This window comes from Pseudomonas reidholzensis (genome assembly GCF_900536025.1).
Classification (GTDB): Bacteria; Pseudomonadota; Gammaproteobacteria; order Pseudomonadales; family Pseudomonadaceae; genus Aquipseudomonas; species Aquipseudomonas reidholzensis.
This window is the reverse complement of sequence record NZ_UNOZ01000002.1, coordinates 40,977-58,601: the sequence shown is the minus strand read 5'-3', so window position 1 is coordinate 58,601 and position 17,625 is coordinate 40,977. Positions and strand designations below refer to the sequence as shown.

Genomic DNA, 17,625 nt, shown 5'->3' with positions numbered 1-17,625 from the left:
GCATAACCCTGTGGGAGCGGGTTTACCCGCGAAAAGAACACCGCGGACAGATGGCAAGGGCTTCGCCCTTGTTCGCGGGTAAACCCGCTCCCACAGGGCCTGAGGTGATTTCAGAAGGGGGCGTGGGACACCAGTTGGCCGCTCATCAGGCCCCAGGTGACCAGGGCGAGTGTCAAGGCCGCCAAGGTCACCCGCACGGTGAGCGCCTTGAGCAAGCGGGTCGAGCTCTGGTCATCCTTCACCAGAAACACCAGGCCACTGAACAGGCTGGCGATGGTGGCCAACAGCAACAGGACAATCGCGGCCTTGAGCATGGCGGCACTCCGGGGGAACACAGTGATGACCTTGAGTATAGCGCTCGACCTGACGGAGCCCCGGTGAAGCCCTTTCGCCCCGGCCTGATTCCTACCCTGGTGGTGCTCGCGCTGCTGCCGGGGCTGATCGCGCTCGGCTGTTGGCAACTGCACCGCGCCGATGAAAAGCGCGCGCTGCTCGACCGCTACGCCGAGCGCTGGATCGAGCCGCCGCTGGCCGTGCCCCAGCTGCAGCCACTGGCCGACCCGGCGTTCTATCGCGTGCACCTGTATGGCCGCTTCGACGGCGAACACAGCCTGCTGCTGGACAACCGCGTGCGCGATGGCCAGGTCGGCGTCGAGCTGCTGCAGCCGTTCCTCGACCAGGCCAGCGGCCTGTGGCTGCTGGTCAACCGCGGCTGGCTGCCCTGGCCGGACCGGCGTGTGCCGGTGCACTTCGACACCCCCGCACAGCCACTGGCGCTTGAAGCCTCGGTGTACGTCGCGCCAGGCAGCACCTTCCAGCTGCACCCCGACCCGGCGGGCGGGCAGTGGCCGCACCTGCTGACCGCCGTCGATGCCGGCCCGCTGTGGCAGCAGCTGGGCCGCATCGGCTTTGCCCATGAACTGCGCCTGGAGCCCGGGCCGGCCAGCTACCGCCTGGCCTGGCCAGTGGTCGCCATGGGCCCGGAAAAACACCTTGGCTATGCCGTGCAGTGGTTTGCCCTGACGGCGGCGCTGGTGCTGCTGTACCTGTACTTCGGCTGGCACAACACCAAAAAGGAGCACGACCATGAGCGCCGCCACCCGTCCACTGGACCTGCCTGAAGGCCGCAAAGCGAGAGCCCGCGGGCGTTTGCAGCTGTTGCTGATCCTCCTGGTGACCGTCGGCCCGATGATCCTGGCCACCAGCATGTACAAGATGCAGTTCTGGGTCCCGGAGGGCCGCAGCTTTCACGGGGTGATGATCGGCAACGGGCAGAGCCGCGGCGACCTCGGCATCACCGCCCAGGATCAGCGTTGGCAGCTGCTGGTCAGCGCGCCCGCGGGCTGTGCCGAGGACTGCCAGCAGCTGGTCTATCTGGCGCGACAGATCCAGATTGGCCTGGGCCGCGACGCCAGCCGCGCCAGCCATGCGCTGGCCAGCGCCCAGCCGCTGACCGGCGACTACCAGGCCGTGCTTGGCCGTGAATACCCCCAGTTGCAGCGTTACCCGCTGGACTTGCCGCGCTACCAGCAGACGGTCAGCGAGCCTGGCCCGCAGCTGTGGATCGTCGACCCGCACGGCAACCTGGTGCTGCGCTACGACGCCAAGGTCAAGGGCAAGCATGTGCTCGACGACCTGCGCCACCTGCTCAAGCTGTCCAACATCGGATAGGAGCCACGCCATGGCCAGACCCGGCTACCGCCTCGCTGTGTTCGCGACCTTGCTGGCGCTTGTGGTCGTCCTGCTCGGTGCCTATACCCGCCTGACCCATGCCGGCCTCGGCTGCCCGGACTGGCCCGGCTGCTATGGCTTTATCGGTGTGCCGAAAAGCGACGCGCAGCTGGCGCACGCCGAGCTGAACTTCCCCGAGCACCCGGTGGAGGCTGCCAAGGGCTGGGCTGAGATGGTCCACCGCTACTTTGCCGGGAGCCTGGCGTTGCTGATTGCCGTGCTCGCCTGGCAGGCCGTACGCCGCCATGCCCGGGACGGCCAACCCTACCGCCTGCCGGTGCTGCTGCTGGGCGTGGTGCTGGCGCAGGCGGCCTTCGGCATGTGGACAGTGACGCTCAAATTGTGGCCGCAGGTGGTCACGGCTCACCTGCTGGGCGGGTTCACCACGCTGGCGCTCCTGTTCCTGTTATCGCTGCGTCTGTCCCGGGCGTTTGCGCCGCTGCCAAAACTGCCGCTGAGCGTGCGCCGGGTGGCTGCGCTGGCCTTGCTGGTGGTGATCGGCCAGATCGCCCTGGGCGGTTGGGTCAGTGCCAACTATGCGGCGGTCGCCTGTATCGACCTGCCGACCTGCCACGGCGAATGGTGGCCGGCGGCGGACTTCAGCAATGGTTTCCACCTGACCCAGCACGTCGGCCCGAACTACCTGGGCGGGCAGCTGGACAGCGATGCGCGCACGGCCATTCACCTCAGCCACCGGCTGGGCGCCTTGCTGGTGACCAGTGTGCTGCTGATGCTCAGCTGGAAGCTCTACCGCAACGGCCTCAAAGGCCTGGCCCGGCTGGTGCTGCTGGCCTTGGCGGTACAGGTGGGCCTGGGCATCAGCAACGTGGTGTTCCACCTGCCGCTGGCCGTGGCGGTGGCGCACAACGCCGGCGGCGCGCTGTTGCTGTTGAGCATGATGCTGGTCAACTACCGCATCAGGGTGGTCGACAAGGTGCGCGTAGGGCATGGCTGGCGCCTCACCCGGGTGGCCGGTGCCCATGTGCCGATGAGGAGTGATGCGTGGCGACGGTTCTGAGTGAAGGCCGGCAACAGGCCGGCTGGCGTGACTACCTGGAGCTGACCAAGCCCAAGGTGGTGGTGCTGATGCTGATCACCTCGCTGGTGGGGATGTTCCTCGCTACGCGAGCCGGCGTGCCCTGGACGGTGCTGGTGTTTGGCAACCTGGGGATCGGCTTGTGCGCGGGCGCGGCGGCGGCGGTCAATCATGTGGTCGACCGGCGCATCGACGCCGTGATGGCCCGCACCCACAAGCGGCCGTTGGCCGAAGGGCGGATTTCGCCGCTGCTGGCGCTGGGGTTCGCCTTGGCCCTGGCGTTGCTTGGCATGCTCTTGCTGCTGACATTCACCAACCCGCTGTGCGCCTGGCTGACCCTGGCCTCGCTGCTCGGCTATGCGGTGATCTACACCGGCTTTCTCAAGCGCGCCACGCCGCAGAACATCGTCATCGGCGGCCTGGCCGGCGCCGCGCCGCCGCTGCTCGGCTGGGTGGCGGTCACCGGCCACGTCAGCGCCGAGCCCTTGTTGCTGGTGCTGATCATCTTTGCCTGGACCCCGCCGCACTTCTGGGCGCTGGCCATCCACCGCAAGGAGGAGTACGCCAAGGCCAAGATCCCCATGCTGCCCGTGACCCACGGCGAGCATTACACCAAGCTGCATATCCTGCTCTACACCCTGGTGCTGCTGGCGGCCAGCCTGCTGCCCTATGCCATCCACATGAGCGGCCCGCTGTACCTGGGCTGTGCCCTGCTGTTGGGCCTGGGTTTTGTCCGCTGGGCCTGGGTGTTGTACCGTGGCAGCCGGCCGCACGCGGCGATCAAGACCTTCAAGTACTCCATCGGGTACCTGTTCGCCCTGTTCATCGCGCTGCTTGTTGATCACTACTTGTTGCTGAATCTATGACCCGAACCCAGAAAACCGTCTTCATCCTCGTCGCCGTGGTCGCGTTGATCCTCGGCCTGACCGTCAACAAGGTGCTCAATGGCCGCGGCGAGGCCAACCCCGCCGAACTGATCGACGCCGGGATCATCCTGCTGCCGCAAAGCCGCAGCGTGCCGGCGGTGCAGATGCACGACCAGAATGGCCAGGCGGTGGCGCTCGATGAGCTCAAGGGCAAATGGTCGCTGCTGTTCTTTGGCTACACCTACTGCCCGGACATCTGCCCGACCACGTTGGCGCAGTTGCGCCAGGTCAAGAGCGAGCTGCCCAAGGAGGCACTCGATCGCCTGCAAGTGGTACTGGTCAGCGTTGACCCGCACCGCGACACGGCGACTCAGCTGAAGCAGTACCTGGGTTACTTCGACAAGGATTTCGTCGGTTTGGCGGGGTCGATCGAGGATACCCAGAAGCTCGCGAATGCCTTGAGCATTCCGTTCATCCCGGCCGATACCAGCAAGCCGGGGTATACCGTCGATCACAGTGGCAACCTGGCCATTGTCGGGCCGGACGGGCGCCAGCGCGGGTTCATTCGCGCGCCGTTCAACAACCAGAAACTGCTGGCGCAGCTGCCGGGGCTGGTAAAGCGCGATTGAGTTGAGCGCAAAGCATCGCGGGCAAGCCCGCTCCTACAGGATCCTGCAGCGCTCTAGGCCTGCACAAATTCTGTAGGAGCGGGCTTGCCCGCGAAAAGCACAGCGATGGTCTACAGCTTAAAACGCCGGAATCACCGCGCCTTTGTACTTCTCGGTGATGAACGCTTTGACTTCAGGCGAGTGCAGCGCCGCCGCCAGCTTCTGCATGTCAGCCGAAGCCTTGTTGTCTTCACGCGAGACCAGGATGTTGACGTAAGGCGAGTCGCTGCCTTCGATCACCAGGGCATCCTTCTCAGGGTTCAGCTTGGCTTCCAGCGCATAGTTGGTGTTGATCAGCGCCGCATCGACCTGGGTCAGCACACGCGGAATGGTCGCGGCTTCCAGCTCACGGAATTTCAGGTTCTTGCTGTTGCCGGTGATGTCTTTCACGGTGGACAGGATGTTGCTCTTGTCCTTCAGCGTGATCACCCCAGCCTTGTCCAGCAGGAGCAGCGCGCGGCCGCCGTTGGTGGCATCGTTAGGGATCACCACGGTGGCGCCGGCCGGCAGCTCGTCGAGCTTCTTGTACTTGCTCGAATAGGCGCCCAGCGGCTCCAGGTGCACGCCGGCAACGCTGACCAGGCTGGTGCCCTTGGCCTTGTTGAACTCATCCAGGTACGGCTGGTGCTGGAAGAAGTTGGCATCCAGGCGCTTCTCGGCAACCTGCACGTTGGGCTGGATGTAGTCGGTGAAGACCTTGACCTTGAGGTCGACGCCTTGTTTGGCCAGCTGCGGCTTCACGAACTCGAGGATCTCGGCGTGCGGCACGGGGGTGGCGGCGACGGTCAGGGTGTCGGCGTTGGCCGAAAAGGCCGCGACGGCGGCGACGACAGCAAGCAGTTTTTTCATCAAACACTCCTTGTGAGGGCCGCGACGGCCCCCGAACGGGTCGGCTTGGCCGACCCCATTGGGGTTACTTACGGGAAAAGTGCACGACCAGTTTGTCGCCGACGCTTTGCAGAACTTGAACCAGGATCAGCAGCAGGACCACCGTGACCACCATCACATCGGTCTGGAAGCGCTGATAACCGAAGCGGATCGCCAGGTCGCCGAGGCCGCCGGCGCCGACCACACCGGCCATCGCGGTGTACGACACCAGGGTAATGGCAGTGACGGTAATGGCTGCGAAGATGCCCGGGCGCGCCTCGGGCAGCAGTGCATTGGTGATGATCTGGCGGGTCGTGGCGCCCATCGACTGGGTCGCTTCGATGATGCCGCGGTCGACTTCACGCAGGGCGGTCTCCACCAGGCGGGCGAAGAACGGCGTAGCGCCGACGACCAGTGGCGGGATGGCCCCGGCCACGCCCAGCGAGGTGCCGGTGATCAGCACGGTGAACGGGATCATGACGATCAGCAGGATGATGAACGGCAGCGAGCGCAGGATGTTCACCACCAGCGACAGCAGCGCGTACACGCCCTTCTGCTCGAACATCTGCCGCGGCCCGCAGAGGAACAGCAGCACGCCCAGCGGCAGGCCGAGCAGCACGGTGAAGAACAGCGAGCCGAACAGCATGATCATGGTGTCGATGGTGGCCAGCCAGATTTCGGCCCAGTCGACGTTGGCGAAGAAATTCAGGGCGTCCATCAACGCAGTACCTCCATATGTACATCAGCTGCCGTGAAGCGCGCGAACGCCGCTTCCATGTCGCCGCCAGTGACGGCCAGGGTCAGCTGCCCATAGGGCACGTCCTTGATGCGGTCGATACGCCCGGCAAGGATGCTGTAGTCGACACCGGTCTCGCGGGCCACGGTGCCCAGCAGCGGCGCATAGGTGGCCTCGCCCTGGAAGGTCAGGCGCACGATGCGCCCCGGCACGTGGGCAAAGTCGTCACGCTGCTCGCCTTCGTCGACCTGCTCGTCTTCCTGGACGAAACGCTTGGTGGTCGGGTGCTGCGGGTGCAGGAACACCTCGGCCACCGGGCCTTGCTCGACGATATGGCCGGCATCCATCACCGCCACGCGGTCACAGACGCGGCGGATCACGTCCATCTCATGGGTGATGAGGACGATGGTCAGCTTCAGCTCGCGGTTGATCTCGGCCAGCAGTTGCAGCACCGAGGCGGTGGTCTGCGGGTCGAGGGCGCTGGTGGCCTCGTCGCAGAGCAGGATCTTCGGCCGGGTGGACAGCGCGCGGGCAATGCCGACGCGCTGCTTCTGGCCGCCGGAGAGCTGCGCCGGGTACTTCCTGGCGTGGTCCGAGAGGCCGACGCGGGCCAGCAGCTCGGTCACGCGCTTGTCGATCTCGGCCCGCGACAGGTTGCCGGCCAGGGTCAATGGCAGGGCAACGTTGTCGGCAACGGTCTTGGAGGCCAGCAGGTTGAAGTGCTGGAAGATCATCCCGACCTGCTGGCGGAAGCCGCGAAGCTGGTTGGCGTCGAACGCGGTGACGTCTTCGCCATCGACGATGATCGTGCCGCCGCTGGGCGCTTCAAGGCGGTTGATCAGGCGCAGCAAGGTGCTTTTGCCAGCGCCGGAATGGCCGATCAGGCCGAACACCTGGCCATTTTCAATGGTCAGGCTGGTCGGGTTGAGGGCGGGGATGTCCCTACCGGCGACGCGGTAGGTTTTATGTACCTGTTGAAACTCGATCACGTAGCGAACCTTGTGGGGCGCATGAAAATTGGGGCAGCGGTTAGCCGGAGGCGCATTTTAGCCTTTTCCCTTAGCTGTTCTTAGCATTTATTTCGTAACGGACTCAACGTTTGGGCATAACGCGACGGTCGGTAAAGCTTATTGAACGCCTGTCATCCGCCTTCAGTCACTACTAGAACAAGCCCCCAAGGGCGGCCTGAAGACCTGATGAGGAGAGCCGAAGATGCCCAGCAAGAAGACCGACGCGCCCCGAGAAAGCCAAATGGCCGGTACCCAGACCCCCGACAAGGCCAACACCAACGCCAAGCTGCAGAGCCTGGAAACCTTTCGCGCCGATGCGACCGGCGAGGCCCTGCGTACCAATCACGGGGTGAAGATAGCCGACAACCAGAATTCCCTCAAAGCCGGGCCGCGCGGGCCCTCGCTGCTGGAAGACTTCATCATGCGCGAGAAGATCACGCATTTTGACCATGAGCGCATTCCCGAACGCATCGTGCATGCCCGCGGCACCGGTGCCCATGGCTATTTCCAGAGTTATGGCGACCACGCCGCGCTGACCAAGGCCGGCTTCCTGCGCGATCCGGAAAAGATCACGCCGGTGTTCGTGCGCTTTTCCACGGTGCAGGGGCCACGCGGTTCCGGCGACACCGTGCGCGATGTGCGCGGCTTTGCCGTGAAGTTCTACACCGACGAGGGCAACTTCGACCTGGTCGGCAACAACATGCCGGTGTTCTTCATCCAGGATGCGATCAAGTTTCCCGACTTCGTCCACGCGGTGAAGCCCGAGCCGCACAACGAGATCCCCACCGGCGGCTCGGCGCATGACACCTTCTGGGACTTCGTCTCGCTGGTACCGGAGTCGGCGCACATGGTCATCTGGGCCATGTCCGACCGGGCCATCCCGCGCAGCTTGCGGATGATGGAAGGCTTTGGCGTGCACACCTTCCGCCTGATCAACGCCGAAGGCGTGGCCAGCTTCGTCAAGTTCCACTGGAAGCCCAGCCAGGGCGTGCACTCGGTGCTGTGGGACGAGGCGCAGAAGCTGGCCGGCAAGGACGCGGATTACCACCGCCGTGACCTGTCGGAGGCGATCGAGACGGGCAACTACCCGGAATGGGAGCTGGGTGTGCAGATCGTCCCTGAAGAGGACGAGCACAAATTCGACTTCGACCTGCTCGACCCGACCAAGATCATCCCTGAAGAGCTGGTGCCGGTGACGCCGCTGGGCAAGATGGTGCTCAACCGCAACCCGGACAATTTCTTTGCCGAGGTCGAGCAGGTCGCCTTCTGCCCGGGGCACATCGTGCCGGGCATCGACTTTACCAACGACCCGCTGCTGCAAGGCCGGCTGTTCTCCTACACCGACACGCAGATCAGCCGCCTGGGCGGGCCGAACTTCCATGAAATCCCGATCAACCGGCCGGTGGCGCCCAACCACAATGGCCAGCGTGATGCCATGCACCGCATGACCATCGACAAGGGCCGTGCGGCCTACGAGCCCAACAGCATCGATGGCGGCTGGCCGCAGGAGACCCCGCCAGCGGCGCAAGATGGCGGTTTCGAGAGCTATCAGGAGCGCATCGACGCGAACAAGATCCGCCAGCGCAGCGAGTCGTTCGGCGATCACTTCTCGCAGGCGCGGCTGTTCTTCCAGAGCATGAGCGCGAACGAGCAGCAGCACATCATCAAGGCCTACAGCTTCGAGCTGGGCAAGGTCGAGCGCGAGCACATCCGGGTGCGTGAGGTGAACGAGATCCTCGCCAATATCGACCTGCAGCTGGCGGCGGCGGTGGCGGCCAACCTCGGCCTGCCGGCGCCGAAGAAGGGCACGGTGCAGGTCAAGGGCTCAAGCCTGGCGAAATCGCCGGCGTTGAGCCAGATGAACCTGCCAGGCAGTGTCGGCATCAAGGGCCGCAAGATTGCCCTGCTGGTGGCCGATGGGGTTGATGGGGGGGATGTCGACAGGCTGGTCAAGGCGCTGGAAGCGCAGAGCGCCCGGCCGCTGCTGCTGGGGCCGAGTTCGGCGCCGGTGAAGACCGCGGACGGCAAAGCGTTGGCGGTGGATGCTTCGATGGAGGGCATGCCCTCGGTGATGGTCGACGCGATTGTCGTGCCGGCCGGCAAGGCTTCGTTGCAGGCGCTGGGCGCCAATGGGGTGGCCAAGCATTACCTGCTCGAGGGCTACAAGCACCTCAAGGCGATTGCGGTGGCGAAGGATGGCAAGGCGCTGCTGGATACGCTGGGGTTGAAGGAGGACAAGGGGTTGCTTGTAGGGGATGACCAGAAAGTGGTCGATGCCTTCATCAAGGCTATCGAGGGGCATCGGGTCTGGGAGCGGGAAGCCGCTGCCGAAGCTATTCCAGCTTGAGATTTTGGGGCCGCAAAGCGGCCCCAACACTCTCAACCCTGATGCGGTACCAGCACCACCTGCGCCGGCAGCGAACGCTGAATTTCATGCCGCTGCTTCAACTCGAAGCCACTGTCGAGCTTGCGCACGCGCTTCTCGAGCAAGGTCTTCAGCCACGGCGCATCGTCGGTGCGCGGCACCTGGAACACCACCTCGCACTGATAACTCAGCACATCGGCGGCAATGTCATCGAGCTGACGGCGCAGTGCACGGCTGTCGGTGGTTTTCAACGCCACCACGGTGCTCGGCGCAGTCGGGTCGATCAGCCGAGCCCTGGGCTTGGCCTCGGCCGCTTTCAGCGCCGCCTCGGCCCGCTCCAGCTCGGCCTTACGGGCCAATGCCACGGCATCACCCCCGGTCAGCGCCGGGGCCTGCGGCATCAATGCCCGGGCCCGTGCCAGGGCGGTGGCGGCAGCATTCACATCGCCCTTCTGTAGGACGATCTGGCTGCGCAGCAGGTAGGCTTCGGCCAGCTGGCGCTGGAACTGCTCTACCCGCGGCTCATCCGGCGTCTGCGCCTGCAAGGCGGTCAATTGATCTTCAGCGGTGGCCAATTCGTTGCTAGCGATGGTCTGCTGCAGCTCAGCCCACGGGTCGTGCTGGGCAGGCGCGGTCGACTGCTCGACCGGGGCGCTGGAACAAGCGGCCAGGAACAACGAAAACGCGACAACAAGCAGATAACGGGAGGCGAACGGCTTCATTCCTGCGACTCTCTATTTGCGCAAAAAGCGAGCAAGTCTACACCCAGGTGCGCACGCTCGAAAACAACACTTACAGACCTTTTACCGGCGAAAAGGTTGCAGGATGCGCCAGGGCGCACCCCCTGTTCAGCGCTTTGGCAGGGCCAGGCTCAGCAAGAATAGCACCGCCGCGCAGACCACGATCGACGGCCCGGCCGGGGTGTCCTTGAACCACGACAGCGCCAACCCGCCGCACACCGCCACAACCCCCAGCAGGCTGGCGCCCAGGGCCATCTGCTCCGGTGAGCGGGCGTGACGCTGCGCCGCGGCTGCCGGAATGATCAGCAGCGAGGTGATCAGCAGCACACCGACGATCTTCATCGCCACGGCGATCACCACGGCGATCAACAGCATCAGCGCCATGCGCAGTGCCGCCACCGGCAGGCCTTCGACCATCGCCAGCTCTTCGTGCACGGTGACCGCCAGCAGCGGCCGCCACAGGGCGGCGAGCAACACCAGCACCAGCGCGCTGCCGCCGAGGATCCAGCCCAGGTCACCCGGGCTGATCGCCAGCAGGTCGCCGAACAGGTAGGCCATCAGGTCGATGCGCACATCGTGCATGAAGCTCAGCACCACCAGGCCCAGCGACAGGGTGCTGGGTGCGAGGATGCCGAGCAGGGTGTCGGAGGCCAGCGGCTGGCGTTGCTGCAGGGTCACCAGGAGGATCGCCAGCAGCAGGCAGCCGACCGTTACCGCCAGCGCCGGGCTGACATCCAGGACGAAGCCCAGGGCCACGCCGAGCAATGCGGCGTGCGACAGCGTATCGCCGAAATAGGCCATCCGCCGCCACACCACGAACGAGCCCAGGGGGCCGGCCACCAGCGCCAGGGACAGACCCGCAAGCAGGGCATACAGAAGAAAATCAGCCATGCTTGCAGTGCTCTCCGTGAACATGGGCGCCAGGCGCGACGACTGAGCCGTGCAGGTCGTGGCTGTGGTCGTGGTGGTGGTGATAGACGGCCAGGCTGGCGGCGTTCTGGCCGAACAGCTCGACGAATGCCGGGTCGCCGCTGACCTGCTCCGGATGGCCCGAGCAGCACACGTGGCGGTTCAGGCAGACCACCTGGTCGGTGGTGCTCATCACCAGGTGCAGGTCGTGCGACACCATCAGCACGCCGCAGCCGTGGCGGTCGCGCAGGCGGGTAATGAGGTTGTACAGCTCGCTCTGGCCGACCACGTCGACGCCCTGTACCGGCTCGTCGAGCACCAGCAACTGGGGTTCACGGAGCAGCGCGCGAGCCAGCAGCACACGCTGCATCTCGCCACCGGACACCGTCTGGATGGGGCTGTCGATGACCTGTTCGGCACCCACTTCCTGCAGCGCTGAGAGCGCTGCGGCGCGGTCTACGCCGGGCACCAGGCGCAGAAATCGGAGTACCGACAGCGGCAGCGTGGCATCGACCTGAATCTTCTGCGGCATATAGCCGATGCGCAGCTTGGGCTTGCGCCAGACCTTGCCTCGGTGCGGCTTGAGCAGGCCGAGTACGGCGCGCACCAGGGTGGTCTTGCCGGCCCCGTTGGGGCCGATCAGGGTGACGATCTGGCCCGGTGCGACGGCCAGGTCGATGTTGTCCAGCACCGCCTCGCCGGCAAACGTGACCCCGACCTGTTCGAGGCGGATCAGCGCATCGCTCATGCCGCGCTCCGGCAGTTGCCGCACAGCCCGACCACTTCGACGGTCTGTGTCTCGACGCTGAAACCGACTGCCTTGGCGCTGGCGACGATCGCCCCGCTGATGCTCTCCTGCTCCAGCTCGATGGCCACGTGGCACACGCGGCAGATCAGGAACTGGCCCTGGTGCGCATGCTCCGGGTGGCTGCAGCCGATAAACGAGTTGAGCGAGGCGATGCGGTGCACCAGGCCGTTTTCCAGGAGGAAGTCCAGCGCCCGGTACACGGTCGGTGGCGCCGCGCGGCGGCCGTCCTGCTCGCTCAGTACGGCGAGGATGTCGTAGGCGCCCAGCGGCTTGTGGCTCTGCCAGACCAGCTCCAGCACCCGGCGGCGCAAGGCGGTCAGGCGCAGGCCCTGGCGGATGCAGATGGCATCGGCTTCGGCCAGGGCGCTGTGCACGCAATGGGAGTGGTCATGGGGACGGTGAGCCAGCGGCGTGATGGACATGGGCGGCGACGGTTCTGAATGGAGACGTTATTATGTTACCTGTTTCTGACAAGTCGAGTATTCACCGTGCCCCGTTTCCTTGTCCTTTTTGTCGCTTTCATCGCCTTCTCGGCCCAGGCCGAGGTCCGCGTGCTGACCAGTATCAAGCCGTTGCAGCAGATTGCCGCGGCGGTCCAGGACGGTGTCGGCAGCCCTGACGTGCTGCTGCCGCCCGGCGCCTCGCCGCATCACTATGCCCTGCGCCCTTCCGACGTACGGCGGGTGGGCGACGCCGACCTGTTGTACTGGATCGGCCCGGACATGGAGAACTTCCTGCCGCGGGTGCTCAACACGCGCAGCAAGCCCAGCGTGGCCGTGCAGTCGCTGGCAGGCCTGCAGCTGCGTCACTTTGGCGAGGACAGCCGTTCGCATGAAGAAGCCGAGCATGACGATCACGCCGATCATGACGAGCATGACCATGATCACCGCCCAGGCAGCCTGGATGCGCACCTGTGGCTGTCGTCGGTCAATGCCCGGGTGATTGCAACGCAGATGGCCGCAGACCTGGCCAAGGTCGATCCGGCCAATGCGGCGCGTTACCAGAGCAACCTCAAGGCCTTCGTCGGCCGGTTGGACGCGCTCGATCAGCGCATCAAGACGCGCGTGGCGGCGGTCGCCGACAAGCCGTACTTCGTCTTCCATGAGGCGTTCGACTACTTCGAGGCGGCCTACGGCCTGAAGCATACCGGGGTGTTCAGCGTTGCTTCAGAGGTGCAGCCGGGGGCGCAACATGTCGCCGCCATGCGCAAGCGCCTGCAGGAAGTGGGCAAGACCTGTGTGTTCAGCGAGCCGCCGCTGCGCCCGCGCCTGGCCGAGACGCTGACGGCCGGGCTGCCGGTGCGTTTGGCCGAGCTGGATGCGCTGGGCGGGACCGATCCGGTGGATGGCAAGGGCTATGAGCGCTTGCTGGAGAAGCTGGGCAGCGACCTGGTGGGGTGCCTGGAGCACCTCTAGGGCTGAACCGACCTCTTCGCGGGGTTGCCCGCGAAGAGGTTCAGGTGATCAGAGGGCGAACGGCAGCTTCAGCGCTACCTGCTGACGCTGTGCCAGACGCACTTCGAACTCGCTCGGGTCATGGATCATCACGTCCATCCCGGCAAACGACTCGGCCGCGATCAACCGCGACAGCCAGAAGCGCACGCAAGCCACGCGCAGCATCACCGGCCACAGCTCGGCTTCGGCCGCAGTGAACGGCCGCAGCCCTGCATAGGCACCCAGCAACGCCTGGGCGCGCGGCAGGTCGATGCCCGCCTGTTCGTCCAGGCACCAGTCATTCACGGTGATGGCGATGTCGTACAGCATCGGCCCCGAGCAGGCGTTGTAGAAGTCGATCAACCCGGTCAGGTGAGTGCCTTCGAACATCACGTTGTCGCGGAACAGGTCGGCGTGCAGGTTGGCCCGTGGCAGCGCCAGCATCTGTGCCTTGTGCACGGCAATCTCCTCCAGCGCCGGCTGCAGCAGCGCCTGTTGCTGCTCGCTGAGGTGCGAGATCAACTCGGCGCCAGACTCGAGCATCCAGTCCAGGCCACGGTCGGTCTTGCGCTCGAGGGTATGCTCGCGGGTGGCCAGGTGGATGTGCGCCAGCAACTCGCCGACCTGGGCGCAATGCTGGTTGTTCGGCGCCTTGATGTGCTTGCCCGACAGCCGCGGCTGGAGCAACGCAGGCTTGCCATTGAGTTCGCGCAGGGCATTGCCGTCGCGGTCACGCAGGGCATAGGGCACCGGCATGTCGGCATCGTGCAGCACGTCGAGCAGGTCGATGAAGAACGGCATGTCCTCGCTCGGGCCGCGCTCGACCAGCGTCAGGACGAACTCACCCTGTTCGAGGCTGACGAAGAAGTTGCTGTTCTCGGTACCGGCGGCAATGCCCTGGAAATCGAGCAGACGGCCCAGCTCATACGGCGCCAGAAAGGTTTCCAGCTCGGGCCGGGACACAGGGGTGAAAACTGACATGATGAAAAGTTGCCCATGCGGGCACTTCCGCCGGGAAGTGCCAGGTTGATGTGAACGGTACGCGTCAGGTTACCACTCGAAGATCTTCCAGGACGGAATCAGCATGTCCGGCTGGTCGGATCGAATGAAATTGCCTTCGGAGCCGTCGGCGCGTACCAGAAAATAAGGTTTGCCGTTTTTTGGCGTGATCTTGATCGCATACAGGAAGCCGTTCTGCCGGTACTCCTGGATGGTCTTGTCGCCTTCCGTGCGAATGGTCACATCGGGATCTGCCGATGGGGCTTCGTCCGCGGCCAGGGTGACGATCGGCATGGTTGCCAGAAGGCCGAGCAGTAACAGGCGATTGGGTGTCCGCATGATAACCTTGTCCCTTTGTCGTCAATGACTCTGGCTATTCTAGCGCCGGACCCGTCGAAAAGGTTGATTCTCCTCATGAGCCTAGCGCCCCTCGTCCTGGTGGACGGTTCCTCCTACCTGTACCGCGCCTTTCACGCGCTGCCGCCGCTGACCACCTCCAAAGGTCTGCCCACCGGTGCGGTCAAGGGCGTGCTGAACATGCTCAAGAGCCTGCGCAAGCAATACCCCGACAGCCTCTTCGCGGTGGTCTTCGACGCCAAGGGCGGGACCTTCCGCGACGCCATGTACGCCGACTACAAGGCCAACCGGCCGAGCATGCCGGACGACCTGCGGGTGCAGGTCGAGCCGCTGCATGCCAGCGTCAAGGCGCTGGGCTACCCACTGCTGTGCGTCGAAGGGGTCGAGGCCGATGACGTCATCGGTACCCTTGCCCGCAGCAGCGCGGCGGCAGGCCGGCCGGTGATCATCTCGACCGGCGACAAAGACATGGCGCAGCTGGTGGACGGCCACATTACCCTGGTCAACACCATGACCGGTAGCGTGCTGGACATCCCTGGCGTGCACGAGAAATTCGGCGTCGGCCCGGAACACATCATCGACTTCCTGGCCCTGATGGGCGACAAGGTCGACAACATTCCCGGCGTCCCCGGCGTGGGCGAAAAGACCGCGGTCGGCCTGCTGACCGGCATCGGTGGCGGCCTGCGCGATGTCTACGCCAACCTCGACAAGGTCCCCAGCCTGCCTATCCGTGGCGCCAAGGGCCTGCCGGCCAAGCTCGAGGAACACCGTGACGCGGCGTTCCTGTCCTATGAGCTGGCGACCATCAAGGTCGACGTGCCGCTGGACATCGAAGTCGATGCGCTGGTCTGCGCCGAGCCGGACCGCGACGCCCTGGTGGCGCTGTACACCGAGATGGAGTTCAAGAGCTGGATCGCCGACGTGCAGCGTGACGCGGTCAAGGTGGGCGAGGTGATCGCGCCGGTCGAAGCGCCGGTGGCCAAGGTCGAGCCGCAGTACGAGACGATTTTCGAGCAGGCGCGTTTCGATGCCTGGCTGGAAAAGCTGCGCCAGGCCCCGCTGTTTGCCTTCGACACCGAAACCACCGGCCTCGACGCCCAGCAGGCGCAGCTGGTCGGTGTGTCGTTCGCGGTCGAGCCGCATGTGGCGGCCTATGTGCCACTGACCCACGACTATGAAGGCGCACCGGCGCAGCTCGACCGCGACAGCGTGTTGCTGGCGCTCAAGCCGCTGCTGGAAGACCCGAGCAAGGGCAAGATCGGCCAGAACGCCAAGTACGACATCAATATCCTGGCAAATTGCGCGATCGGCGGTGATCAGGCGAACGGCATCGAGATGCGCGGCGTGGCCTACGACACCATGCTCGAGTCCTACGTGCTGAATTCCACCGCCAGCCGTCACGACATGGACAGCCTGGCGCAGAAGTACCTCGACCACAGCACCATCACCTTCGAGCAGATTGCCGGCAAAGGCGCCAAGCAGCTGACCTTCAACCAGATCCACCTGGACAAGGCCGGCCCCTACGCCGCCGAAGACGCCGACATCACCCTGCGCCTGCACCAGGCGCTGCAGGCCCAGCTGGCGAAGACCCCGAGCGTGCAGCCGGTGCTGATGGACATCGAGATGCCGCTGGTGCCGGTGCTGGCCAAGATCGAGCGCCAGGGCGCGCTGGTCGATGCCAACCTGCTGGCGATCCAGAGCGGCGAGCTGGGGGTGAAGATGGCCGAGCTCGAGCGCGAGGCGTTTGCCCTGGCCGGTGAAGAGTTCAACCTCGGCTCGCCCAAGCAGCTTGGCGTGATCCTCTACGACAAGCTGGGCATGCCGGTGCTGAGCAAGACCACCAAGGGCCAGGCGTCCACCGCCGAAGCGGTGCTCGCCGAGCTGGCCGAGCAGGACTACCCGCTGCCCAAGGTGCTGATGCAGTACCGTACCCTGAGCAAGCTCAAGAGCACCTACACCGACAAGCTGCCGCACCAGATCAACCCGCGCACCGGGCGCATCCACACCTCGTACCAGCAGGCCGTGGCCGCCACTGGCCGTCTGTCGTCCAGCGACCCGAACCTGCAGAACATCCCGATCCGCAGCGCCGAAGGCCGGCGCATTCGCCAGGCCTTCGTCGCCAGCCCGGGCTACACGCTGATGGCGGCCGACTACTCGCAGATCGAGCTGCGCATCATGGCCCACCTGGCCAAGGACGAAGGCCTGCTGCACGCCTTCCGCAACGACCTCGACGTGCACCGGGCGACCGCCGCCGAAGTATTCGGGGTTGACCTGGCCGACGTCACTATCGACCAGCGGCGCAGCGCCAAGGCGATCAACTTCGGCCTGATCTACGGCATGAGTGCCTTCGGCCTGGCCAAGCAGATCGGCGTCGACCGCAAGCAGTCGCAGGACTACATCGACCGCTACTTCACCCGCTACCCAGGCGTGCTGGCCTACATGGAACGCACGCGCGCCCAGGCCGCCGAGCAGGGCTTCGTCGAGACGCTGTTCGGCCGGCGCCTGTACCTGCCGGACATCAACGCGAAGAACCCGGCGCTGCGCAAAGGCGCCGAGCGCACGGCGATCAACGCGCCGATGCAGGGCACCGCAGCCGACATCATCAAGCGCGCGATGGTCGCGGTGGATGGCTGGCTGAGCAGCAGCGGGCTGGAGGCCCGGGTGATCCTGCAGGTGCACGATGAACTGGTGCTGGAGGTGCGCGAGGACCTGGTCGAGCAGGTCAAGGCCGAGATCCGTCAGCACATGAGCGGTGCCGCGCAGCTGGATGTGCCGCTGCTGGTCGAAGTCGGTGTCGGCTCGAATTGGGACGAAGCTCACTAAACGCATTGCGCGAAAAGCGTAGGATCTGTGGCGTGGTGCCGTGGATCCGCTGCTGGCTCCAAGCCATTAGTTGCGCTGTTTCATGAAACTATCGCAAATAGTTTCCAGGGCGTCGGAACTAAACCGGTGAAGCGGGACTCAGAGGTACTGAATGGCTGGTGAAGCCCTTCGATGCTCCTATGTTGTGTTAAGTGTTGGCAGATACCTGGACCCCGCCCTAGCGGTCCAGACTTGAACCCCGAACTTCCCCCTCCCCATACGAAGTCCGGGGTTTTTT

The 17,625-nt window shown here is 65.0% G+C and carries 18 protein-coding genes; 8 read left to right on the top strand and 10 right to left on the bottom strand.

The features are described from left to right. Positions 1–110 precede the first annotated feature (110 nt). Positions 111–314: a twin transmembrane helix small protein gene (locus CCOS865_RS00375; protein ID WP_119137019.1), complete on the bottom strand. Its 204-nt coding sequence runs from the start codon at positions 312–314 to the stop codon at positions 111–113. 63 nt (positions 315–377) lie between these two features. Between CCOS865_RS00375 and CCOS865_RS00370 the strand changes: the two genes are divergently transcribed. The 5 genes from CCOS865_RS00370 to CCOS865_RS00350 are packed head-to-tail and all read left to right on the top strand — an operon-like array spanning position 378 to position 4,262. Further along, positions 378–1,121: an SURF1 family protein gene (locus CCOS865_RS00370; protein WP_119137018.1), complete on the top strand. Its 744-nt coding sequence runs from the start codon at positions 378–380 to the stop codon at positions 1,119–1,121. Further along, positions 1,087–1,671 (top strand): hypothetical protein, encoded by a 585-nt coding sequence (locus tag CCOS865_RS00365; RefSeq protein ID WP_119137017.1) that lies wholly within the window; start codon positions 1,087–1,089, stop codon positions 1,669–1,671. Before CCOS865_RS00370 ends, CCOS865_RS00365 begins: the two co-directional genes overlap by 35 nt. 10 nt (positions 1,672–1,681) lie before the next feature. Beyond that, a complete protein-coding gene (locus tag CCOS865_RS00360) occupies positions 1,682–2,749 on the top strand; it encodes a COX15/CtaA family protein (protein WP_119137016.1) in 1,068 nt (355 codons plus the stop codon). Next, positions 2,734–3,633 carry a heme o synthase gene (cyoE, locus tag CCOS865_RS00355; protein WP_119137015.1) on the top strand — a complete coding sequence of 300 codons (900 nt, stop codon included), beginning with the start codon at positions 2,734–2,736 and terminating at the stop codon, positions 3,631–3,633. Before CCOS865_RS00360 ends, cyoE begins: the two co-directional genes overlap by 16 nt. Further along, positions 3,630–4,262, top strand: a complete 633-nt coding sequence (locus CCOS865_RS00350) for an SCO family protein (protein ID WP_119137014.1) — start codon at positions 3,630–3,632, stop codon at positions 4,260–4,262. The genes cyoE and CCOS865_RS00350 overlap by 4 nt, the downstream gene beginning before the upstream one ends. Before the next feature lie 117 nt (positions 4,263–4,379). On the opposite strand, the gene CCOS865_RS00345 is transcribed toward CCOS865_RS00350, so the two are convergent. The 3 genes from CCOS865_RS00345 to CCOS865_RS00335 all read right to left on the bottom strand — a co-directional run bounded on the left by CCOS865_RS00345 (position 4,380) and on the right by CCOS865_RS00335 (position 6,893). Continuing rightward, positions 4,380–5,150 (bottom strand): MetQ/NlpA family ABC transporter substrate-binding protein, encoded by a 771-nt coding sequence (locus CCOS865_RS00345; RefSeq protein WP_119137013.1) that lies wholly within the window; start codon positions 5,148–5,150, stop codon positions 4,380–4,382. Positions 5,151–5,214: 64 nt separating this feature from the next. Continuing rightward, entirely contained in the window at positions 5,215–5,886 is a 672-nt protein-coding gene (locus CCOS865_RS00340; protein WP_119137012.1) for a methionine ABC transporter permease, read from the bottom strand. Continuing rightward, positions 5,886–6,893: a methionine ABC transporter ATP-binding protein gene (locus CCOS865_RS00335; protein WP_119137011.1), complete on the bottom strand. Its 1,008-nt coding sequence runs from the start codon at positions 6,891–6,893 to the stop codon at positions 5,886–5,888. Before CCOS865_RS00335 ends, CCOS865_RS00340 begins: the two co-directional genes overlap by 1 nt. A gap of 223 nt (positions 6,894–7,116) precedes the next feature. Between CCOS865_RS00335 and katE the strand changes: the two genes are divergently transcribed. Further along, positions 7,117–9,261, top strand: coding sequence for a catalase HPII (gene katE, locus CCOS865_RS00330; protein WP_119137010.1), 2,145 nt, complete (start codon positions 7,117–7,119; stop codon positions 9,259–9,261). A 32-nt stretch (positions 9,262–9,293) separates the two neighbouring features. On the opposite strand, the gene CCOS865_RS00325 is transcribed toward katE, so the two are convergent. The 4 genes from CCOS865_RS00325 to zur all read right to left on the bottom strand — a co-directional run bounded on the left by CCOS865_RS00325 (position 9,294) and on the right by zur (position 12,158). Further along, on the bottom strand, positions 9,294–10,001 hold the full coding sequence (locus CCOS865_RS00325; RefSeq protein WP_119137009.1) for a PA5502 family lipoprotein: 708 nt from the start codon (positions 9,999–10,001) through the stop codon (positions 9,294–9,296). A 126-nt stretch (positions 10,002–10,127) separates the two neighbouring features. Beyond that, positions 10,128–10,910 carry a zinc ABC transporter permease subunit ZnuB gene (gene znuB / locus CCOS865_RS00320; protein WP_119137008.1) on the bottom strand — a complete coding sequence of 261 codons (783 nt, stop codon included), beginning with the start codon at positions 10,908–10,910 and terminating at the stop codon, positions 10,128–10,130. Beyond that, positions 10,903–11,676, bottom strand: coding sequence for a zinc ABC transporter ATP-binding protein ZnuC (znuC, locus tag CCOS865_RS00315; protein ID WP_119137007.1), 774 nt, complete (start codon positions 11,674–11,676; stop codon positions 10,903–10,905). The genes znuB and znuC overlap by 8 nt, the downstream gene beginning before the upstream one ends. Next, a complete protein-coding gene (gene zur / locus CCOS865_RS00310; protein ID WP_119137006.1) occupies positions 11,673–12,158 on the bottom strand; it encodes a zinc uptake transcriptional repressor Zur in 486 nt (161 codons plus the stop codon). The genes znuC and zur overlap by 4 nt, the downstream gene beginning before the upstream one ends. Positions 12,159–12,176: 18 nt before the next feature. Between zur and znuA the strand changes: the two genes are divergently transcribed. Continuing rightward, positions 12,177–13,151 (top strand): zinc ABC transporter substrate-binding protein ZnuA, encoded by a 975-nt coding sequence (gene znuA, locus CCOS865_RS00305; protein WP_119137005.1) that lies wholly within the window; start codon positions 12,177–12,179, stop codon positions 13,149–13,151. Between the two features lie 48 nt (positions 13,152–13,199). On the opposite strand, the gene CCOS865_RS00300 is transcribed toward znuA, so the two are convergent. Next, entirely contained in the window at positions 13,200–14,150 is a 951-nt protein-coding gene (locus tag CCOS865_RS00300) for a homoserine kinase (RefSeq protein ID WP_119137004.1), read from the bottom strand. Positions 14,151–14,219: 69 nt separating this feature from the next. Then, on the bottom strand, positions 14,220–14,507 hold the full coding sequence (locus CCOS865_RS00295; protein ID WP_119137003.1) for a DUF2782 domain-containing protein: 288 nt from the start codon (positions 14,505–14,507) through the stop codon (positions 14,220–14,222). A 75-nt stretch (positions 14,508–14,582) separates the two neighbouring features. Between CCOS865_RS00295 and polA the strand changes: the two genes are divergently transcribed. Next, positions 14,583–17,348: a DNA polymerase I gene (gene polA / locus CCOS865_RS00290; protein WP_167468993.1), complete on the top strand. Its 2,766-nt coding sequence runs from the start codon at positions 14,583–14,585 to the stop codon at positions 17,346–17,348. The last annotated feature ends 277 nt before the right edge of the window (positions 17,349–17,625 follow it).

Excerpts from the sequence above, each read along its gene's own strand:
- CCOS865_RS00360 (WP_119137016.1), top strand. The coding sequence starts at position 1,682 with ATGGCCAGACCCGGCTACCGCCTCGCTGTGTTCGCGACCTTGCTGGCG.
- CCOS865_RS00340 (WP_119137012.1), bottom strand. The coding sequence starts at position 5,886 with ATGGACGCCCTGAATTTCTTCGCCAACGTCGACTGGGCCGAAATCTGG.
- zur (WP_119137006.1), bottom strand. The coding sequence starts at position 12,158 with ATGTCCATCACGCCGCTGGCTCACCGTCCCCATGACCACTCCCATTGC.
- polA (WP_167468993.1), top strand. The coding sequence starts at position 14,583 with ATGAGCCTAGCGCCCCTCGTCCTGGTGGACGGTTCCTCCTACCTGTAC.
- CCOS865_RS00295 (WP_119137003.1), bottom strand. The coding sequence starts at position 14,507 with ATGCGGACACCCAATCGCCTGTTACTGCTCGGCCTTCTGGCAACCATG.
- znuB (WP_119137008.1), bottom strand. The coding sequence starts at position 10,910 with ATGGCTGATTTTCTTCTGTATGCCCTGCTTGCGGGTCTGTCCCTGGCG.
- katE (WP_119137010.1), top strand. The coding sequence starts at position 7,117 with ATGCCCAGCAAGAAGACCGACGCGCCCCGAGAAAGCCAAATGGCCGGT.
- CCOS865_RS00325 (WP_119137009.1), bottom strand. The coding sequence starts at position 10,001 with ATGAAGCCGTTCGCCTCCCGTTATCTGCTTGTTGTCGCGTTTTCGTTG.
- znuA (WP_119137005.1), top strand. The coding sequence starts at position 12,177 with ATGGAGACGTTATTATGTTACCTGTTTCTGACAAGTCGAGTATTCACC.
- znuC (WP_119137007.1), bottom strand. The coding sequence starts at position 11,676 with ATGAGCGATGCGCTGATCCGCCTCGAACAGGTCGGGGTCACGTTTGCC.
- CCOS865_RS00300 (WP_119137004.1), bottom strand. The coding sequence starts at position 14,150 with ATGTCAGTTTTCACCCCTGTGTCCCGGCCCGAGCTGGAAACCTTTCTG.
- CCOS865_RS00350 (WP_119137014.1), top strand. The coding sequence starts at position 3,630 with ATGACCCGAACCCAGAAAACCGTCTTCATCCTCGTCGCCGTGGTCGCG.
- CCOS865_RS00375 (WP_119137019.1), bottom strand. The coding sequence starts at position 314 with ATGCTCAAGGCCGCGATTGTCCTGTTGCTGTTGGCCACCATCGCCAGC.
- CCOS865_RS00365 (WP_119137017.1), top strand. The coding sequence starts at position 1,087 with ATGAGCGCCGCCACCCGTCCACTGGACCTGCCTGAAGGCCGCAAAGCG.
- CCOS865_RS00345 (WP_119137013.1), bottom strand. The coding sequence starts at position 5,150 with ATGAAAAAACTGCTTGCTGTCGTCGCCGCCGTCGCGGCCTTTTCGGCC.